The sequence below is a fragment of the Plantactinospora sp. CNZ320 genome (assembly GCF_002846275.1).
This window is the reverse complement of sequence record NZ_PJMP01000001.1, coordinates 4,301,302-4,317,176: the sequence shown is the minus strand read 5'-3', so window position 1 is coordinate 4,317,176 and position 15,875 is coordinate 4,301,302. Positions and strand designations below refer to the sequence as shown.

General features: G+C 71.0%; 16 protein-coding genes and 2 pseudogenes. 11 read left to right on the top strand and 7 right to left on the bottom strand.

From position 1 onward, the window contains the following. Positions 1–85 precede the first annotated feature (85 nt). The 3 genes from CLT71_RS19140 to CLT71_RS19130 all read right to left on the bottom strand — a co-directional run bounded on the left by CLT71_RS19140 (position 86) and on the right by CLT71_RS19130 (position 3,877). Positions 86–1,519: a glycoside hydrolase family 10 protein gene (locus tag CLT71_RS19140; protein ID WP_486483344.1), complete on the bottom strand. Its 1,434-nt coding sequence runs from the start codon at positions 1,517–1,519 to the stop codon at positions 86–88. Between the two features lie 594 nt (positions 1,520–2,113). Next, on the bottom strand, positions 2,114–3,427 hold the full coding sequence (locus CLT71_RS19135) for a DUF6596 domain-containing protein (RefSeq protein ID WP_101368311.1): 1,314 nt from the start codon (positions 3,425–3,427) through the stop codon (positions 2,114–2,116). Positions 3,428–3,520: 93 nt separating this feature from the next. After that, positions 3,521–3,877, bottom strand: a complete 357-nt coding sequence (locus CLT71_RS19130; protein WP_101368310.1) for a YciI family protein — start codon at positions 3,875–3,877, stop codon at positions 3,521–3,523. Between the two features lie 179 nt (positions 3,878–4,056). On the opposite strand from CLT71_RS19130, the gene CLT71_RS19125 reads away from it, so the two are divergent. The 7 genes from CLT71_RS19125 (at position 4,057) to CLT71_RS19095 (ending at position 10,318) form a co-directional block, all read left to right on the top strand. After that, positions 4,057–4,899 carry an NAD-dependent epimerase/dehydratase family protein gene (locus tag CLT71_RS19125; RefSeq protein ID WP_199187644.1) on the top strand — a complete coding sequence of 281 codons (843 nt, stop codon included), beginning with the start codon at positions 4,057–4,059 and terminating at the stop codon, positions 4,897–4,899. A 71-nt stretch (positions 4,900–4,970) separates the two neighbouring features. Further along, complete coding sequence (locus CLT71_RS19120) at positions 4,971–5,579, top strand: winged helix-turn-helix domain-containing protein (RefSeq protein WP_101368309.1); 609 nt, start codon at positions 4,971–4,973, stop codon at positions 5,577–5,579. Between the two features lie 128 nt (positions 5,580–5,707). After that, a complete protein-coding gene (locus CLT71_RS19115) occupies positions 5,708–6,466 on the top strand; it encodes an SRPBCC family protein (protein ID WP_199187643.1) in 759 nt (252 codons plus the stop codon). A gap of 128 nt (positions 6,467–6,594) precedes the next feature. Further along, positions 6,595–6,798, top strand: a complete 204-nt coding sequence (locus CLT71_RS19110; RefSeq protein WP_101368307.1) for a hypothetical protein — start codon at positions 6,595–6,597, stop codon at positions 6,796–6,798. Further along, complete coding sequence (locus tag CLT71_RS19105; RefSeq protein ID WP_101368306.1) at positions 6,795–8,333, top strand: multicopper oxidase domain-containing protein; 1,539 nt, start codon at positions 6,795–6,797, stop codon at positions 8,331–8,333. The genes CLT71_RS19110 and CLT71_RS19105 overlap by 4 nt, the downstream gene beginning before the upstream one ends. Positions 8,334–8,339: 6 nt before the next feature. Beyond that, complete coding sequence (locus CLT71_RS19100) at positions 8,340–9,647, top strand: histidine kinase (RefSeq protein ID WP_101368305.1); 1,308 nt, start codon at positions 8,340–8,342, stop codon at positions 9,645–9,647. Beyond that, positions 9,644–10,318, top strand: a complete 675-nt coding sequence (locus tag CLT71_RS19095) for a response regulator transcription factor (RefSeq protein WP_101368304.1) — start codon at positions 9,644–9,646, stop codon at positions 10,316–10,318. The genes CLT71_RS19100 and CLT71_RS19095 overlap by 4 nt, the downstream gene beginning before the upstream one ends. 42 nt (positions 10,319–10,360) lie before the next feature. On the opposite strand, the gene CLT71_RS19090 is transcribed toward CLT71_RS19095, so the two are convergent. After that, the gene (locus tag CLT71_RS19090) at positions 10,361–10,813 is read right to left on the bottom strand and encodes a MerR family transcriptional regulator (RefSeq protein ID WP_101371585.1); all 453 of its coding nucleotides are present in this window, start codon (positions 10,811–10,813) and stop codon (positions 10,361–10,363) included. Between the two features lie 57 nt (positions 10,814–10,870). Here CLT71_RS19090 and CLT71_RS19085 point away from each other — a divergent pair, with 57 nt between their 5' ends. Further along, positions 10,871–11,851, top strand: coding sequence for an oxidoreductase (locus CLT71_RS19085; RefSeq protein WP_101368303.1), 981 nt, complete (start codon positions 10,871–10,873; stop codon positions 11,849–11,851). 295 nt (positions 11,852–12,146) lie between these two features. Here CLT71_RS19085 and CLT71_RS19080 read toward each other — a convergent pair. After that, positions 12,147–12,428, bottom strand: a pseudogene (locus CLT71_RS19080) (nucleotidyl transferase AbiEii/AbiGii toxin family protein); the annotation flags it as partial. Between the two features lie 204 nt (positions 12,429–12,632). On the opposite strand from CLT71_RS19080, the pseudogene CLT71_RS38115 reads away from it, so the two are divergent. Beyond that, a pseudogene (locus CLT71_RS38115) lies at positions 12,633–12,815 on the top strand (acyl-CoA desaturase); the annotation flags it as partial. A 167-nt stretch (positions 12,816–12,982) separates the two neighbouring features. Beyond that, complete coding sequence (locus CLT71_RS19065) at positions 12,983–13,606, top strand: hypothetical protein (protein WP_199187642.1); 624 nt, start codon at positions 12,983–12,985, stop codon at positions 13,604–13,606. A 39-nt stretch (positions 13,607–13,645) separates the two neighbouring features. Here CLT71_RS19065 and CLT71_RS19060 read toward each other — a convergent pair whose 3' ends face one another. Together CLT71_RS19060 and CLT71_RS19055 are read right to left on the bottom strand one after the other, a co-directional pair. Continuing rightward, entirely contained in the window at positions 13,646–14,353 is a 708-nt protein-coding gene (locus CLT71_RS19060; RefSeq protein ID WP_486483343.1) for an ANTAR domain-containing protein, read from the bottom strand. A gap of 72 nt (positions 14,354–14,425) precedes the next feature. Further along, a complete protein-coding gene (locus tag CLT71_RS19055; RefSeq protein WP_486483342.1) occupies positions 14,426–15,151 on the bottom strand; it encodes a GAF and ANTAR domain-containing protein in 726 nt (241 codons plus the stop codon). A gap of 310 nt (positions 15,152–15,461) precedes the next feature. Here CLT71_RS19055 and CLT71_RS19050 point away from each other — a divergent pair, with 310 nt between their 5' ends. Further along, a complete protein-coding gene (locus CLT71_RS19050) occupies positions 15,462–15,872 on the top strand; it encodes an STAS domain-containing protein (protein WP_101368299.1) in 411 nt (136 codons plus the stop codon). The last annotated feature ends 3 nt before the right edge of the window (positions 15,873–15,875 follow it).

Here is a 15,875-nt window from a genome sequence, read left to right as displayed (position 1 = left end):
GCGCGGTGCCCGCCGTTGTCCGGTCACGCAACGGTGCGGAGGACCACTGTGGTCCTCCGCACCGTTGCGTGTCGTCGTCGGTCGGTCAGCTGGCGCTACAGGTGGGTGACATTCCGGTACCGCTGCCGGTGCCCTGGAAGCCGAACTCGGTCGACTGCCCGGCGGCTATCCGGCCGTTGTAGCTGACGTTGGTGAAGGTGACCGCGCCGCTGTTGCCGCTGCGGTTGGCGTTCCAGGCGTTCGTGACGCTCGCGCCGGATGGCAGGTTCATTCCGACCGACCAGCCGTTGGTGCCGGACGAGCCGGCGGTGACCCGTACCGTGGCGACAAATCCGCCGGTCCAGGAGTTCAGCGAGACCGTGGCGGTGCAGCCGCCCGGCCCCTGCGTCGGCGGGTTCGTCGGCGGGTTGGTGGGCGGGTTCGTCGGGTTGCCGGTCGGCGGCGTGGTGGGCGGGTTGGTCGGGGTGACGCCGTTGTTCAGCGCACTGAGCGTCGCGTCGTACGCCGGCTTCTTGTTGCCGTTGCAGTCGAAGAGCAGTGGGGTACCGCTGCTGCGCCAGGAGTCGCAGTCCCGTACGCCCCAGACGGTGATCCCGGTGCAGCGGGCGACGGCGAGGCAGTCGTTCACCACGTTGCGGTAGGTGTTCGCCTGGGTGGTGCCGGAGCCTTCGATGTCCAGTTCGGTGATCTGGACGTCGACCCCGAGGGCGGCGAAGCTGGACAGCGTGGTGCGGTAGTTGCTCGGGTACGGCGAGCCGCTGTTGAAGTGGGACTGGAAGCCGACGCAGTCGATCGGTACGCCGCGCTGCTTGAAGTCGCGCACCATGTTGTAGACCGCCTGGGTCTTGGCCCAGGTCCAGTTGTCGGTGTTGTAGTCGTTGTAGCAGAGCTTGGCGTTCGGGTCCGCCGCGTCCGCGGCCCGGAACGCCGCCTCGATCCAGTCGTTACCGGTCCGCTGGAGGTTCGAGTCGCGCCGCGCGCCGCTGTTGCCGTCGTCGAACGCCTCGTTCACCACGTCCCAGGAGTCGATCTTGCCCGCGTAGTAGCCGGCGACCCGGGTGACGTGGTTGAGCATCGCGGAGCGCAGCGCGGAGCCGCTCATACTCTGCATCCAGCCGGGCTGCTGCTGGTGCCAGGCCAGGGTGTGGCCCCGGACCTTCCAGCCCCGGCTGATCGCGTGGTTGACGATCCGGTCCGCGTTGGTGAAGGTGAACTGGTTCTGCTGCGGCTCGGTCGCGTCGATCTTCATCTCGTTCTCGGGCGTGGCCTGGTTGAACTCGCGGTTCAGCACCGTGGTGTAGGTGCTGTCGCTGAGCTTGTTCGCCGCCACGGCCGCGCCGAAGTATCGCCCGCCCCGCTCCGCCGCCGACGCGCCGAGCGTCGTGGCGGCGTTGGCGGAGCCGGCGAAGGTGAGGGCCGCACCGGCGGCGAGTACGCCGACGGCGAGCGAGACCAGCATGGCCCGCGGGCCGGGTCTCGCCATCAGGCGTCTGGGGTCAGGGACGGTTCTGCTGCTCATGTCCTGTTGCCTCTCGGGTCCGGGAAGGGATGGTGTGCTGGTGTGTCGTCGATGCACCTGCCGCTGTGCCGCCGGCTCGGTGGACGGTGTCGCGTGGATGAGTGGCCCGGGACGACCCGACCCCGGACGACCTCGGCCAGCCCGGACGACCTCGGCCAGCCGGACGCAGAGGTCGTCGTGGCGACCCGTGTCGTGGTCTGAGCGACGACCACGGCACTCGGCGCCGGTGGGGCGTAGGCCCGTTGTCACGGGCCTGGGACTGGGGTTCAGGGCCACTCGACCTACCGTTTTATCGACAGAACTCGATTGCAGGAGGCTAACGGAAAGATTCCGAAACTTCAATCGGATCCACTCTTGCCGCATCGACGCGAGTAAGGATATGCATGGCTTTCGCCGGTTGTCGGAAGGTCGTTCGAGTCAGGAATAACCCCTGTTCAGGAGAGATTCGGCGAAACGGCGTCGGGTGGGCCGGGCCAGAGCTGGGACAACCGAAACGTTTCGGTTCCGATGCCGAGTGCGTGTCCCGTCGCCGGCATCGTCCGTCCTGAGTGGGATTCGTCGACAACGATGGGTGGGGCCGGGATCGCGGTGATCTCACAGATCCGGATCGTCCGGCTTCTCCCGGTCGGTCGACGACGACCCGGGCGTACCGGCTGCGGCGACGACCTCCGCGAGCCGCCGCCGCAGGAACGCCCGTTCCGGCTCGTTGCCGGCCAGGTCGAGGGCCCGACGGTACGCCGCCGCGGCCTCCTCTACCCGACCCAGTCGACGCAGCAGATCCGCCCGGGCTGCCGGCAGCAGGTGGTACCCGGCCAGCCGGCCCGCCTCGTCGAGCGTGTCGAGCAGCCGCAACCCGGCGGCCGGCCCGTCCCGCAGCGCCACCGCCACCGCCCGGTTCAGTTCCACCAGCGGTGATGGCGCCAGCCGGGCCAGTACGTCGTAGAGCGCGACCACCTGCGGCCAGTCCGTACCGGCCACGTCGGCGGCCTCGCTGTGCAGCGCGGCGATCGCGGCCTGCACCGCGTACGGGCCGGGGCCGTTGACCAGCGCGTCGGGTACGAGTCGACGACCCTCCTCGATCTGGTCGCGGTCCCAGAGTGTGCGGTCCTGCTGGTCGAGGAGTACGAGGTCGCCCTCGGCGGTGCACCTGGCGGCCCGGCGGGCGTCGACCAGCAGCAGCAGGGCGAGCAGTCCGGTCACCTCCGGTTGCCGGGGCAGCAGCCGGTGCAGGAGCCGGGCCAGCCGGATCGCCTCGTCCGCCAGGTCGGTCCGGACGAGTTGCGGACCGCTGCTCGCCGCGTACCCCTCGGTGAAGATCAGATAGATCACCCGCAGCACCCTGGGGAGCCGGGCCGGCAGCTCGGTGGCGTCCGGAACCCGGAACGGGATCCGGGCGGCCCGGATCTTCTGCTTCGCCCGGCCGATCCGCTGGGCCATCGTCGGCACCGGAACCAGGAACGCCCGGGCCACCTCGGCGGTGGTGAGTCCGGCCAGGTAGCGCAGGGTCAACGCGATCTGCGTCTCGCCGGGCAGCGCCGGATGGCAGCAGGTGAAGAAGAGCGCCAGCCGCTCGTCCGGCAGGTCGTCGCCGTCGCCCGGCTGGGGCGCGGTCGGCTCTTGCCGGACGGCCTCGGCCTGGAGTACGGCCAGCCGGGCCGCGTAGGCGCGGTCCCGGCGGAGCCGGTCGACGGCCCGCCGCCGGGCGGTGGTGAGCAGCCAGGCCGCCGGACGGCTCGGCACGCCCCGCACCGGCCAGTGCAGCAGGGCCGCCTCGACCGCGTCCGAGGCGACCTCCTCGGCGAGGTCGAGGTCGCCGAAGTGCCGGACCAGGGTGGCGAGCAGCCGCCCGCGCTCCTCCCGGAACACCCGCTCCAGGACGTCGAGGGTCGGCAACTCGCTATCGGACACGTCTATCCGCCTCGCCATCGGACACGTCTATCCGCCCTGACCGTCTATCCGCCCTGACCGTCTATCCGCCCAGACCGTCGTCGACAGTGCCGGTCACGGCTGCTCGAACTCCAGGACGGGTCGAATCTCGACCTTGCCGCGCTTCGCGGCCGGGCAGCGGGTGGCCCAGCCGATGGCGGCGTCCAGGTCCGGCACGTCGACCAGGTAGTAGCCGCCGAGGATCTCCCGGGTCTCCGCGAACGGCCCGTCGGTGATGGTCGGCTCGCCCTGCTCGGGGGCCTGCACCGTCGTGGCGGTCTCGGTGCCCTGCAACGCGTGGCTGTCGAGCATCACACCCGCGTCGGCGAGCAGTTTGTCGTACGCCCAGTACGTGTCGATCTCCGCCTGGACCGCGTCCGGGTCGGTCGGGTCCTGAGCCGGGTCGCCGTAGAGCAGGAACAGGTATTTCACGAGAACTCCTCCGTCTTCGTTCCGCCCGGATCCGGAGGCCGGCGTCACCGGCTCGCTCCGGATCGACAGCGCAGCGACTGCTGCACAGCATGACGACGAACGGGCCTGGTCGGGAACGACAGCCCCGCTCAACTTTTTGCCGGCCAGCCTCGAACGTACCCAGGGCGGAGAATGGTGGGATGCGCATCGCGGTGACCGGCGGGGCCGGGACGGTCGGACGGTCCGTGCTCGACCACGCGCTGGCCGGGGGGCACACCGTGGTGGAGATCGACCGGCCGTCGGCCCGGCCCGGTGACCTCGGCGGGCCGGCCGAGCTGGTACGCCGGCCAGCCGACGTGACCGACTATCCGGCGCTGCTGCGGGCGCTGGACGGCTGCGATGCGCTGGTGCACCTGGCGGCGTACCCGAAGCCGTGGGACGAGCCGGACCACGTGGTGCACAACGTCAACGTCACGGCCAGTTACAACGCGCTGCGGGCCGCCGCCGAACTCGGGATCGTCCGGGTCTGCCTGGCCTCCAGCGTCAACGCCGTCGGTGGCGGATACAGCCGGAAGCCGCGCTTCGACTACTTCCCGCTGGACGAGCGGCACCCCAGCTACAACGAGGACCCGTACAGCCTGTCGAAGTGGCTCGGCGAGGCGCAGGCGGACAGCTTCGCCCGCCGGTACGCGAATCTGACCATCGCCAGCCTGCGGCTGCACGCGGTGGTACCGGACCGGCCGAGCAGCGGGCCCGGGTCGGGAAACTGGGCTCTCGCCGTCCGCGACCTGTGGGGGTACACCCTGGCCCGGTCGGCGGCCCGGGCCTGCCTGCTGGCGCTGACCGCCGACTTCACCGGTCACCAGGTCTGCTACGTGGTCGCCCCGGGCACCACGTCGAGCATCCCCAGCGAGGAACTGCGCCGGGAGCACTACCCGGACGTGCCGGTCCGCGGCGATCTCCGGGGCGAACTCCGGGGCAACCAGGGCTTCTTCGACTGTACGAAGGCGGAGCGGCTGCTCGGCTGGCGCCACGACGAGTAGCCGACGGTGGGGCGTAATCCGACAGCTTGGCTTTCCTTGACAGGAAGAGTTGTCGGTGAAAGGGTTGGTACATGTTCGACATCGCAGTGATCGAGGATCCGGCGGCGGCCGAGGCGTCGCTCGACCCGATCCGGGCGCGACTACTGGCCGAACTGGCCGAGCCGGCGTCGGCCACGATGCTCGCCGCCCGGGTCGGCCTGGCCCGGCAGAAGGTCAACTACCACCTCCGGGCACTCGAACAACACGGGCTGATCGAGCTGGTCGAGGAGCGCCGCAAGGGCAACGTCACCGAGCGGGTGATGCGGGCGACCGCCGCCTCCTACGTGATCTCCCCGGTGGCGCTCTCCGCCGTACGGCCGAATCCGAGCCAGTCCCCGGACCGGCTGTCGGCGCGGTGGCTGCTGGCGGTCGCGGCCCGGCTCGTCCAGGACGTGGGCGCGCTGATCACCGGCGCGGACCGGGCCAGGAAGCGGGTCGCGACGTTCGCGGTCGACGCCCAGGTGCGGTTCGCCTCGGCAGCCGACCGGGCCGCCTTCGCCGAAGAGTTGGCGGAGACGATCACCCGCCTGGTCGCTAGGTACCACGACGAGTCCGCGCCCGGCGGCCGCGACCACCGCGTCGTGATCGCGCTGCACCCGCACGTCCCACCGGACCAGGAGAGCGCCGACCAGACCGGTTGACCGCGACCGCCGGACCGGGCGATCGTGGCCGCCGGAGCGGTTGGCCGTGGCCGCCGGGACGGACACCGATGCGTGGCCGGCCTGGTCGTCATCCGTTTCCGCACGTCAGTGAAGTGGGGAGTTTCACCGTGGGGCACGAATTCGAGCTGCGCAAGGAGATCGAGCTGGCCGGGACCCCGGACGAGGTCTGGGCGGCGATCGCCACCGGTCCCGGCATCGACTCCTGGTTCATGGGTCACACGGAGGTGGACCCGCGCGAGGGCGGGCGGAACACGTTCGACATGGCCGGGCACACCGAGGAGTCCACGGTCACCGCCTGGGAACCCGGCAGGCGGTTCGGCTACGCCACCGATCCCGGGCCGGACGGCACGTTCATGGCGATCGAATACCTGATCGAGGGGCGTGACCGGGGCAGTACGGTCCTGCGCCTCGTGCAGAGCGGCGTGCTCGGCGACAACTGGGAGAGCGAGTACGAGGCGATGCGCGCCGGCTGGGACATGTACCTGGGCACCCTGGCCGCGTACGTGCGGCACTTCCCGGGCCGGCACGGCACCCCGGTCGCCGCGTTCCGGCCCGGTGCAGGCGAGCCGGACCAGGTCTGGGCGGCCGTGGCGGGGGCGTTCGGCATCACCGGTGCGATCACCGAGGGCGCCCCGGCCCGACTCACCCTCGACGGACTGCCGGCGATCGAGGGAGTCGTCGACATCGCCGGTCTGCCTACCTACCTCGGGGTACGCACCGACGACGCGCTCTACCGGTTCCTGCACTCCGGCACCGACCGGGGCAACGTGCTGGTCCTCGGCCACCACATCTTCGCCGACGACGTGGACCAGGCCCACGCGCAGCGGATCTGGCAGGACTGGGCCGCCCAGCTACCGATCCGCTGACCTGATCCCCGCACCGCCTGCGGTGTACGACCCCGGAGACCGGCTCGGGGTCGTACACCGGGTGGAGTAGCGATTTCGACTCCGATCGGCAGACGTGTCACGGCACCCCGGCCACCTAGCGTCGGGACATGGCAAGACGTCTGCTCTGGGTCGGGCTGGTCATGGCACTGGTCGGGATCACCTTCAACCTCGGCTGGTTCTTCGTCCCGCCGCACGTCTGGCTCGACGACCCCGGTCTGGTACCGATGCCCGAGGCGCTGCTCGGCTGGTGGGTGGTCGCCATCGGCGTCGTACTCGCGCTCTGGAGCCTGCGGCCGCGGAGCCGGCGGTGACGGCCACCCGGCGGAAGGTGCTCGGCTGGCTCGGCGCCGGCACCGGCCTGCTCCTCGCACCGGCCGTCGGATTCGCCGGCTATCTCTGGGTGGAGTCCGGGCGGAGCAACGTCGGCACGCTCTCGTTCCGCAACCGGCTGCCGATCCCGCCGCTGCTGCCGCCGACAGTCGACACCGACGGGCGGAAACGGTTCCGGCTCACCCTGGCGGCGGGCCGCACCGAACTGCTCCCCGGCACCAGCACCACCACCTGGGGCGCGAACGGGCCGATCCTCGGGCCCACGCTACGGGCCCGGCGCGGTGACCGGGTCGCGGTCGACGTCACCAACAACCTGCCCGAGACCAGCTCGGTGCACTGGCACGGCATGCACCTGCCGGCGATCATGGACGGCGGGCCGCACCAGCCGATCGAACCCGGCCGGACCTGGCAGCCGTACTGGACGGTCGAGCAGCGGGCGGCGACCCTCTGGTACCACCCGCACCTGCACCGCCACACGGCGGCGCACGTCTACCGGGGGATCGCCGGCCTGTTCCTGATCGACGACGACGAGGCCGACGCGCTGCCGCTGCCCCGCCGGTACGGCGTCGACGACATCCCGCTGGTCCTGCAGGACCGCAAACTGCACGACGACGGCACACTCGACGAGTCCGGCCTGGAGTTCGGCGGCTTCTCCATCACCGGCCTGCTCGGCGACCGGATCCTGGTCAACGGCGGCTACGACCCGTACCTGGAGGTCGACGCCGAACTGGTCCGGTTCCGGCTGCTCAACGGCGCCAACGCCCGGGTCTTCTCCGTCGGGTTCGCCGACGACCGGGAATTCTCCCTGGTGGCCACCGACGCCGGGCTGCGGGAGACGCCGCTGGCGCTGCGCCGGCTGATGCTCTCGCCGGGCGAACGCGCCGAGATCGTCGTCCGGTTCGGGCCCGGCGAGGAGGTGCTGCTGCGCGGCTTCCCGGCACCGATGGGCGGCAACGTGCTGATCCGGCGACTGGCCGGCGGTGCGGACACCCTCGACCTGCTGAAGATCGTCACCGCGTCCACACTGCGGCCGTCGCCCGCGTTGCCGCCCCGGCTGGCCGCCGCACCGCCGGTGCCCGAGCCGACCCGGGCCGAGCCGTACCGGATGACGATGGGGGACTTCCGGTTCGACGAGCGGGTGATGGATCCGACCCGGATCGACCGGGTGGTCCGGGCCGGCTCGGTGGAGGTCTGGGAGATCGGCAACCCCGGCGGGATCCCGCACAACTTCCACGTGCACGGCGCGGCGTTCCACCTCGTCGACGTGGACGGCCGGCCGCCGGCACCGCACCTGGTCGGGGAGAAGGACACCGTGTACGTACCGCCGGGTGGCCGGGTCCGGCTCGCCGTACGCTTCCTGACACACTCGGACGTACGGGCGCCGTACATGTTCCACTGCCATCTGCTCGCCCACGAGGACGCCGGGATGATGGGACAGTTCATCACCGTCTCGGCCCGGGACGAGGCACGGGTGCCAGCCGACCTCGCCGACGCACACCCGGAGCACGGGAGGTGAGGTCCGATGCGCCGGCTCGACGTACTGCTCGCCCTGATCAGCGCCGTCGCCATCACGGTGGCCACCGAGGTGGCCGGCGAGCCGTCGGGCCGGGACTCCACGGTCGCCGCCGTCCCCCTCGGTGCCGCGACCGGCGCCCTGCTGCTGTTCCGCCGCCGGTACCCGGTGCTGGTAATCGTGCTCTCGCTGGTCGCCGTGATGGGCTACAACCTGACCGACCTGCCCAGCGTCTCGCCGATCTGGCCGCTGCTGGTGCCGCTCTACACGGTCGGCCGGGCGGGGCAGCCGCTGATCGGAGCGGCGGTCGGTGTCTCGACGCTGCTGGTCTCCACCGGCTGGGTGTTGAACGCCGGCGTCGAACCGCTCCGGCTGCTCGACGGGGCGCTCCGGGAGGGCGCGATGCTCGCCCTGGCCCTGGTGGCCGGCACCGCGTTCCGCACCGCCGAGCTGTACGCCCGGGAGGCCGAGGCCCGGCTCGCCGCCGAGCAGGCGGAGCGGGCCCGGGAGTCGGCCCGGCTGGTGCTCGCCGAACGGATCCGGATCGCCCGCGAACTGCACGACGTCACCGCACACACCGTCGCGGTGGTCGGGATCCAGCTCAACCTGGCCCGGGAACTCGTCGGGCGGGATCCGGACGCCGCACGAGACCTGCTCGACGGCGCGCGTCAGATCAACGTGGACGCGATCGACGAACTGCGCCGGGCGGTACGCCTGTTGCGCGAGCCCGGCGCCGCGTCCGCACCGGAGCTGCGCTCCCCGCCGGACGAGACGCAGCTCGGCGCGCTGCTCGACCGGGCGGCCGAGGCCGGCCTGACGACGACGTTCGACCGCGAGGGCGAACCCCGGCCACTGCCGCCGACGGTCGGGCTGACCCTGTACCGGATCGCCCAGGAGTCCGTCACCAACGTGCTGCGGCACGCGGATGCCCGCTCGGTGACGCTGACCCTCCGGTACACCCCGGACGGCGTCGGCCTGGACATCCGCGACGACGGCTCCGGCGGCGGTTCCGATTGTGTCGGCGGCGGTTCGGGCGGCTCTGGCGGTTCCGGCGGTTTCGGGGCGGTGTCCACCGTCGGGCATGGGCTGACCGGGATGCGGGAACGGGCGACCGGGCTGGGCGGCACCCTGCACGCCGGTCCGCTGCCCGACGGCGGGTACGCGGTCAGCGCCTGGTTGCCCCGGACGGTCGACCCGGACCGGGTGACGGAGATCGAGCCGGAGCGGGTCGGGAAGGTCGAGCCGGACCGGGTCGGGAAGGCCGAGCCCGAGCAGTTGGCGGAGGCGACCGGCGAGCCGGACGGGATGCGCCGATGACGATCCGGGTACTGCTCGCCGACGACCAGCCACTGGTCCGGGCCGGACTGCGTGGCCTGCTCGGACTCGACGGTGACATCGAGGTGGTGGCCGAAGCGGCCGACGGCGCCGAGGCGCTGCGGCTGGTCCGGCAGACGAGACCGGACGTCGCACTGCTGGACATCCGCATGCCAATACTGGACGGACTGACCGCCACCGGGCGGATCACCGCGGATCCGGCCACCGCCGGGGTACGGATCATCGTGCTGACCACGTACGAGATCGACGAGTACATCTTCTCGGCGTTGCAGGCCGGGGCGAGCGGCTTCCTGGCCAAGACCGTCAACCGGGAGGAGCTGTGTCACGCCGTCCGGGTCGTCGCGGCCGGCGAGGCGCTGCTAAGCCCGAGCGTGACCCGGCGGGTGATCGAGGAGTTCGGCCGGCGACCGGGACCGCCATCGGGCGCGGCGGAGCGGCTCGCCGGGTTGACCGACCGGGAACGCGAGGTGCTGGTACTGGTGGCGGGCGGACTGAGCAACGCCGAGATCGGCCGGGCGTTGCGGATGAGCCCGCTGACCGCGAAGACCCACGTCAGCCGGAGCATCGCGAAACTCGGTGTCCGGCACCGCGCCCAGTTGGTGATGCTGGCGTACGAGTCGGGGCTGGTCAGGCCCGGCGGGGCCGATGGTTGAGTCGCGTCGGTGTGGGTTGGCGGGTTCCCCGGGCCGGCGGGGTCACCGGCGTCCGGCGGTGTCGGTGTCGGTGTCGGTGTCGGTCGGCGGAGTGTCCCAGAGCTGGTCGGCGTTGCCCTGCCGGACGGCCTCCTCGTAGGCGTCGACCTTGTTGCTGATCAGGCCGAGGCAGTCGTGGAGTTCGGCGATCCGGTCCAGTACCCGCTGCCGGTGCGCCCTGAGCAGTTCGAGACGCTCTGCCTCGTTGCCCGGACCCTCGGCGACCAGTTCGGCGAGCCGGCGGATCGTGGAGAGCGGCATTCCGGAGGCCCGGAACTTCGTACAGTTGTCGAGCCACTGCACATCCCACTCGCTGTAGACGCGACGGCCACCGCTGTTGCGGCGTGGCCGGGAGGTCAGCAGCCCTTCCCGCTCGTACAGCCGGAGGGTGTGCACGCTCAGACCGGTGCGTTCGGCCACCTGCCCGATGCTGAATTCCACAGAGGTGTCGAGCATGAGCCGGAGCATACGCGCGTTGACCTAGACCACGGTCTAGCCAATAGCTTCGGCCGCATGGCAGTGACAGCAGGTGGCCCGGATACGGGATACGACGTCCAGAGCGCAGTCAGGTCAGCCGCCGGAGGCACGGCTGAGTTCGGTGCCCGGAGCACCGCCGAGGAGGTGTTGCGGGGGATCGACCTCTCCGGCCGGCTTGCCCTCGTCACCGGCGGGTACTCCGGACTCGGCCGGGAGGCGACGGTGGCGCTCGCCCGCGCCGGCGCCCGGGTGGTCGTACCCGCGCGGCGGCCGGCGGTGGCCCGCGCCGCGCTGGACGGGATCGACGGGGTGGAGGTCGACGAACTCGACCTGGCCGACCTGGCCAGCGTACGGGCCTTCGCCGACCGGTTCCTGGCCTCGGGCAGGACCATCGACATCATGATGAACAACGCCGGCATCATGGCCTGCCCCGAGACCCGGATCGGCCCGGGCTGGGAGGCGCAGTTCGGCATCAACCACCTCGGGCACTACGCGCTGGTCAACCTTCTGTGGCCGGCGATCAGGCGGAGCGGCGCAGCCCGGGTCGTGGTGCTCACCTCCCGAGCCCAGCACGGCGCGGCGATCCGCTGGTCCGATCCGCAGTTCACCCAGGGCGGTTACGACAAGTGGCAGGCGTACGCCCAGGCGAAGCGGGCGAACGTGCTCTTCGCGGAGCGGCTGGACACGCTCGGCCGGGAGGTGGGGGTACGGGCTTTCTCGGTGCACCCCGGTCACATCCTCACCCCGCTCCAGCGGCACCTGAGCCGCGAGGAGATGGTCGCCGCCGGGTGGGTGGACATGGACGGCAACCTGGTGGACGCCACGTTCAAGACGCCGGAGCAGGGGGCGGCGACCCAGGTCTGGGCAGCCACCTCGCCCCAGCTCGCCGAAGTCGGCGGCCGGTACTGCGAGGACTGTTCCGTCGTCGACCAGGCGACGGACCCGGACGGGGCGACGCGACTGTGGGCGCTGTCGGCCGAGTTGACCGGCATCGACGCGTTCAGTACCCAGTCCTGACCTTGGTGCATCTCGGGGGCCTGCTCCCAGTGGGTGAGCAGACCCGTCCGGTGTCGGGTACACCACGCGAGGCGTACCCGATGCGGGGCGGGTGGCCGGCGACACGGCCAGTGTTGATCGGGTACGAGCATCCTGCGGTACGCTGACAGCCGCCGTCAGGTCACCTGGCGTCGCGCGCCCTCGTAGCTCAGGGGATAGAGCATCGGTTTCCTAACCCGACGCTCCGCCGGTGTCCGCTGGCCGATGACCTGCGGCTTTCTGTTCTCTGCCTGTGCGTGCCGATCGCTTCGCGGGCTCGCTGCGATCTTCTGCCGAAGATCTTGTTCGCGACCGCGTCGTCCGGGTGTAGTACGGGTCCGATCGCCATGAGGATCGGTTCGTTGGCACGCCAGTCCACGCCGAGCTCGATCTTGGAAACCCGCACGCCGTCGGTAACGGCCAGCCGGGCGAACGTGTCGTACTGCCGCTCGGTCTCGACGGTCAGGCCGTCGTCTCGGTAGGCGTGCACGACGGCGGTGACCGCGGCGGTGAACTCGTCGCGGCGGTCCCCGGCGGTGAACAGGTCGACGGGCGGCGAGGATGGGGGTGGCCGGCTCGTGTTGGTAGATCAGCCACCACGACCCCACCGCCACCTCGGGAGGATCACGGCAAAGTCGAGACGGGCGGTGTTTCGCCCGATGACTGAAGGGCATCTCTGTATCAGGGTCATCGACTTCAACGTTGCGCCGGCAACGCGGTGCCTTCTGCCGCACAAAGCCAGCGGACGGCTGCCCAGACCTCGCTGGCGGTCCTGTCATTCGGGGAGAGCTGGCACAACTCCCACCACGCCGACCCCACCGGCGCCCGCCACGGCGTGCTGCGCGGTCAGATCGATCCCGCCGCCCGGCTGATCTGGCTCTTCGAGAAGCTCGGCTGGGCCCACGACGTGCGCTGGCCCGACGCGGCACGCCTCGCCGCCCGCCGCACCAACCCGAGAGCGTCGCCAACCCGGCCCGAGAGATACCTCGTACCAAGATGCCCGCCGGAACCGGTGGCAGCCGTCATCCGGGCGGGCGGCGAGCATCCAGGACAACGACGCCTGCCTGTGGCAGGGCGCATCCCACGTCCTGCCTAACTTCACCGGAGGAAACCGTGGACGAGCGTCACACAGTCATCCGCAGCCTGCACGACGTCGGAGCCGCCCTGTGGCTCGGCGGATCCCTGATGAGCGCAGTCGGCCTCAACGGGGCGTCCCGGGCGGTCAGCAACCCCGACGAACGCGCTCACATCGCCTCGGTGGGGTGGACGAAATGGGCACCGGTCTCCGCCGCCGCGATCGGCGCGCACCTGATCGGCGGCACTGGTCTGCTGATCACCAACCGGCGCCGTGCCAGGACCCAGGCTGGTGTCACCGCGAACACCGCCGTCAAGACGGCGCTGACCCTCGCCGCGGTCGCCACCACCGCCTACAGCGGCCTGCTCGGCAACCAGATCGCCCGCAACGGGACGGTGCCCACCGACGGCACCACCGATCCGTCATCAGCCACCCCGCAGAACGTCGCCACCGCCCAGCGGCAGCAGCGGATCCTGCAGTGGGTCACCCCGGCGCTGACCGCGGTGATCGTGGCCCTCGGTGCCCAGCAGGGCGAGCAGCAACGGCCCAGCCAGATGCTCGGCGGTATCAGAGCCCGGCTGCCTCGCGTGAGCCACAGGTCGTACCGACAGGCGCTGCGGCGCCTGCACACGGTCGGCGCGCCTCTCCGCGAGTGCCGCTGAGGCGGCACCGCGGATCGCCGCCGGCCGGACAGGTGGCCGCTACGCGTCGAGGATGTGGGCGAGCATCGCGGGGTCGCTGAGGACGCCGTGGGCCACCTCGGTCAGCTTGCGGTGGTGACGGCGGGCGTAGCCGCGGATGGCGGCGAACGCCTCGTCGACACCGAGGCCGGTCGCCTGCGCGACCGCGCCCTTGGCCTGCTCGATGACGATGCGGCTGTTCAACGCGCCCTGCAGTTGCTCGGTCAGGAGTTCACCCCGGCGGATGGCGCGCTCCTGCAGCAGTCCGATCGCGGCGACATCCGCCAGGGCCTGCATGACCGGCACATCGGTCTCCGCGAAATCGCCGCCCTTGGTGTCACCGAAGACGTTCAAGGCCCCGATCACCTGCGTGCGCAGCCGTAGCGGGAACGCGTGCACCGATTGGAAACCCGCTGCGGTGGCCCGGGGCGCGAACCGGGGCCACCGGCCGCTAGCCTTGCTCAGATCGACGTTGATGACGGGCACACCGGTCCGGAAGGCTTCCTGGCACGGACCCTCGTGGGTCTGCAGCTGGAACAGTTCCACGAGTTTGACGTTCTCGTTCGAGCCCGCCATGAACTCGAGCCGGCCGTCCCGGCCGGCGAGGACGAGCCCCACCGCCGCCGCGCTGACCAGGTCGGCCGCCCGATCGGTGAGCATGTGCAGGAAGTCCATCAGGTCGAAGTCGTCCACCAGGGTGTCGGCGACCTCGACGAAGATCGTCGCCATCCGTTCGGCTGAGACGAGGGTCATGCTTGCCTCCCGGCTTGTCCAGCTGTGGGGTCATGGGGATCCTCCGGGTTACGAGTCGTCGCGGTCGAGCCGCAGCCGGCGCGCGACGATGTCTCGGGCCACGTCGCTGAGGCGGCGGTTCTCCGCGTAGGCGTGGGCACGGATCCGCGCCATCGCCTGACCGAGGGGGATCCCGAGCTGCACCATGACCATGCCCTGAGCTTGGAACAACTCCGCACGGTACTCGGCCGCGTCGTCGTCGATGTCGGCGGTGCCGCTGCTCCCTGCCTCTTCCTGCCGGTCGAGCAGGGCGGTCATCGTGATGTCGGCGAAGGTGAGGGCGTCGGCGAACTCCGTGGCGGTCAACCGCCCCGCGCGGTCCCGGAACACGTCCAGGACGCCGAGGTGGGCGGCGCCGATCTGTAGCGGGAACGCGAACACCGCGCGAAGACCGTCGGCGTGGGCCGCGGGAGCGTAGAACGGCCAGCGACCGCCCTCCTTGGCCATGAGGTCTCCGAGATCGGAGATCAACACCGGACGGCGGCTGGTGTAGGCGTCCACGCAGGGCCCCTCACCGAACATGGACTGCAACTCCTCAAGGCGTTCGCTGGCCGGGTCGGATGCGGCGCTCACCGCCCGGATCCCGCCCTCCGTCATCACGCTGATTCCGACCCCGGACGCCGACAGTTCCCGCGCGGCGAAATCGCACACCCGCCGCAGCAGGTCGTCCCTGCCGTCGGGCCCGGGGGCCCGCCGCAGGATGAGGTTCCTGAGGTACGAGACGCGGTCATCCACGGCTCGCACCGACGGCGCGGTTGGCTGGCGCGTCCAGGGTGGGCGTTGACAGTGGGCAGGAATCTACGAAATCTGAATCGAGCACAGCGGCACCTTCCAGGTGCGGTGCCGCCGGGGGCTGGGGCAGCAGAACTCGCGGAGTGTTTCGGCCAGCCTAGCCCCGAACCTACGCCAACGCATGGACACCTCGGTTGCCCCGATCGTCCGGGCGTTCGCGCATCGGGCCCTACGGCGGTAGTGTCGAGCTGCGGCCTTTCGCGGTCGCTGCCCAAGCCCCCGGCATCAGGTGACTCATGCCGAGGTGAGGCTGATGGCCCAGGTGTCCGGCGACCATTTCGTCATCACCGTGCTGACCGCCCCGCGACCTCCCGCCGCCCTGGTGTGCTTGGCGGGTGAGATCGACATGGACGCCCATCCGGCATTGTCGGGCGTGGTCGACCGTCTGTCCGCCGTGGCTCCGACCGAGGTCGTCGTGGATCTGGCCGACGTCACCTTCGCCTCTTCGACGCTGCTCAACTTCCTCGCCCGGGCGCACGTCACCCTCACGGCCGACACGGCCCTGGTCGTGTGCCGTCCCAGGCACCACATCCGGCGGTTGCTGGAGATGACGAACGTGGGGAAGTTGGTGACGATGCGCGGCGACCTGCCGCCGTCCGGCTACTGGATGCCGCACGGCGCCGCACGATCGGATGACCTGCCCGTCCTGGGCGGAATCGACTGACCC

Excerpts from the sequence above, each read along its gene's own strand:
- CLT71_RS19140 (WP_486483344.1), bottom strand. The coding sequence starts at position 1,519 with ATGAGCAGCAGAACCGTCCCTGACCCCAGACGCCTGATGGCGAGACCC.
- CLT71_RS19125 (WP_199187644.1), top strand. The coding sequence starts at position 4,057 with ATGCGCATCGCGGTGACCGGCGGGGCCGGGACGGTCGGACGGTCCGTG.
- CLT71_RS19120 (WP_101368309.1), top strand. The coding sequence starts at position 4,971 with ATGTTCGACATCGCAGTGATCGAGGATCCGGCGGCGGCCGAGGCGTCG.
- CLT71_RS19110 (WP_101368307.1), top strand. The coding sequence starts at position 6,595 with ATGGCAAGACGTCTGCTCTGGGTCGGGCTGGTCATGGCACTGGTCGGG.
- CLT71_RS19100 (WP_101368305.1), top strand. The coding sequence starts at position 8,340 with ATGCGCCGGCTCGACGTACTGCTCGCCCTGATCAGCGCCGTCGCCATC.
- CLT71_RS19095 (WP_101368304.1), top strand. The coding sequence starts at position 9,644 with ATGACGATCCGGGTACTGCTCGCCGACGACCAGCCACTGGTCCGGGCC.
- CLT71_RS19090 (WP_101371585.1), bottom strand. The coding sequence starts at position 10,813 with ATGCTCGACACCTCTGTGGAATTCAGCATCGGGCAGGTGGCCGAACGC.
- CLT71_RS19085 (WP_101368303.1), top strand. The coding sequence starts at position 10,871 with ATGGCAGTGACAGCAGGTGGCCCGGATACGGGATACGACGTCCAGAGC.
- CLT71_RS19060 (WP_486483343.1), bottom strand. The coding sequence starts at position 14,353 with ATGGCGACGATCTTCGTCGAGGTCGCCGACACCCTGGTGGACGACTTC.
- CLT71_RS19050 (WP_101368299.1), top strand. The coding sequence starts at position 15,462 with ATGGCCCAGGTGTCCGGCGACCATTTCGTCATCACCGTGCTGACCGCC.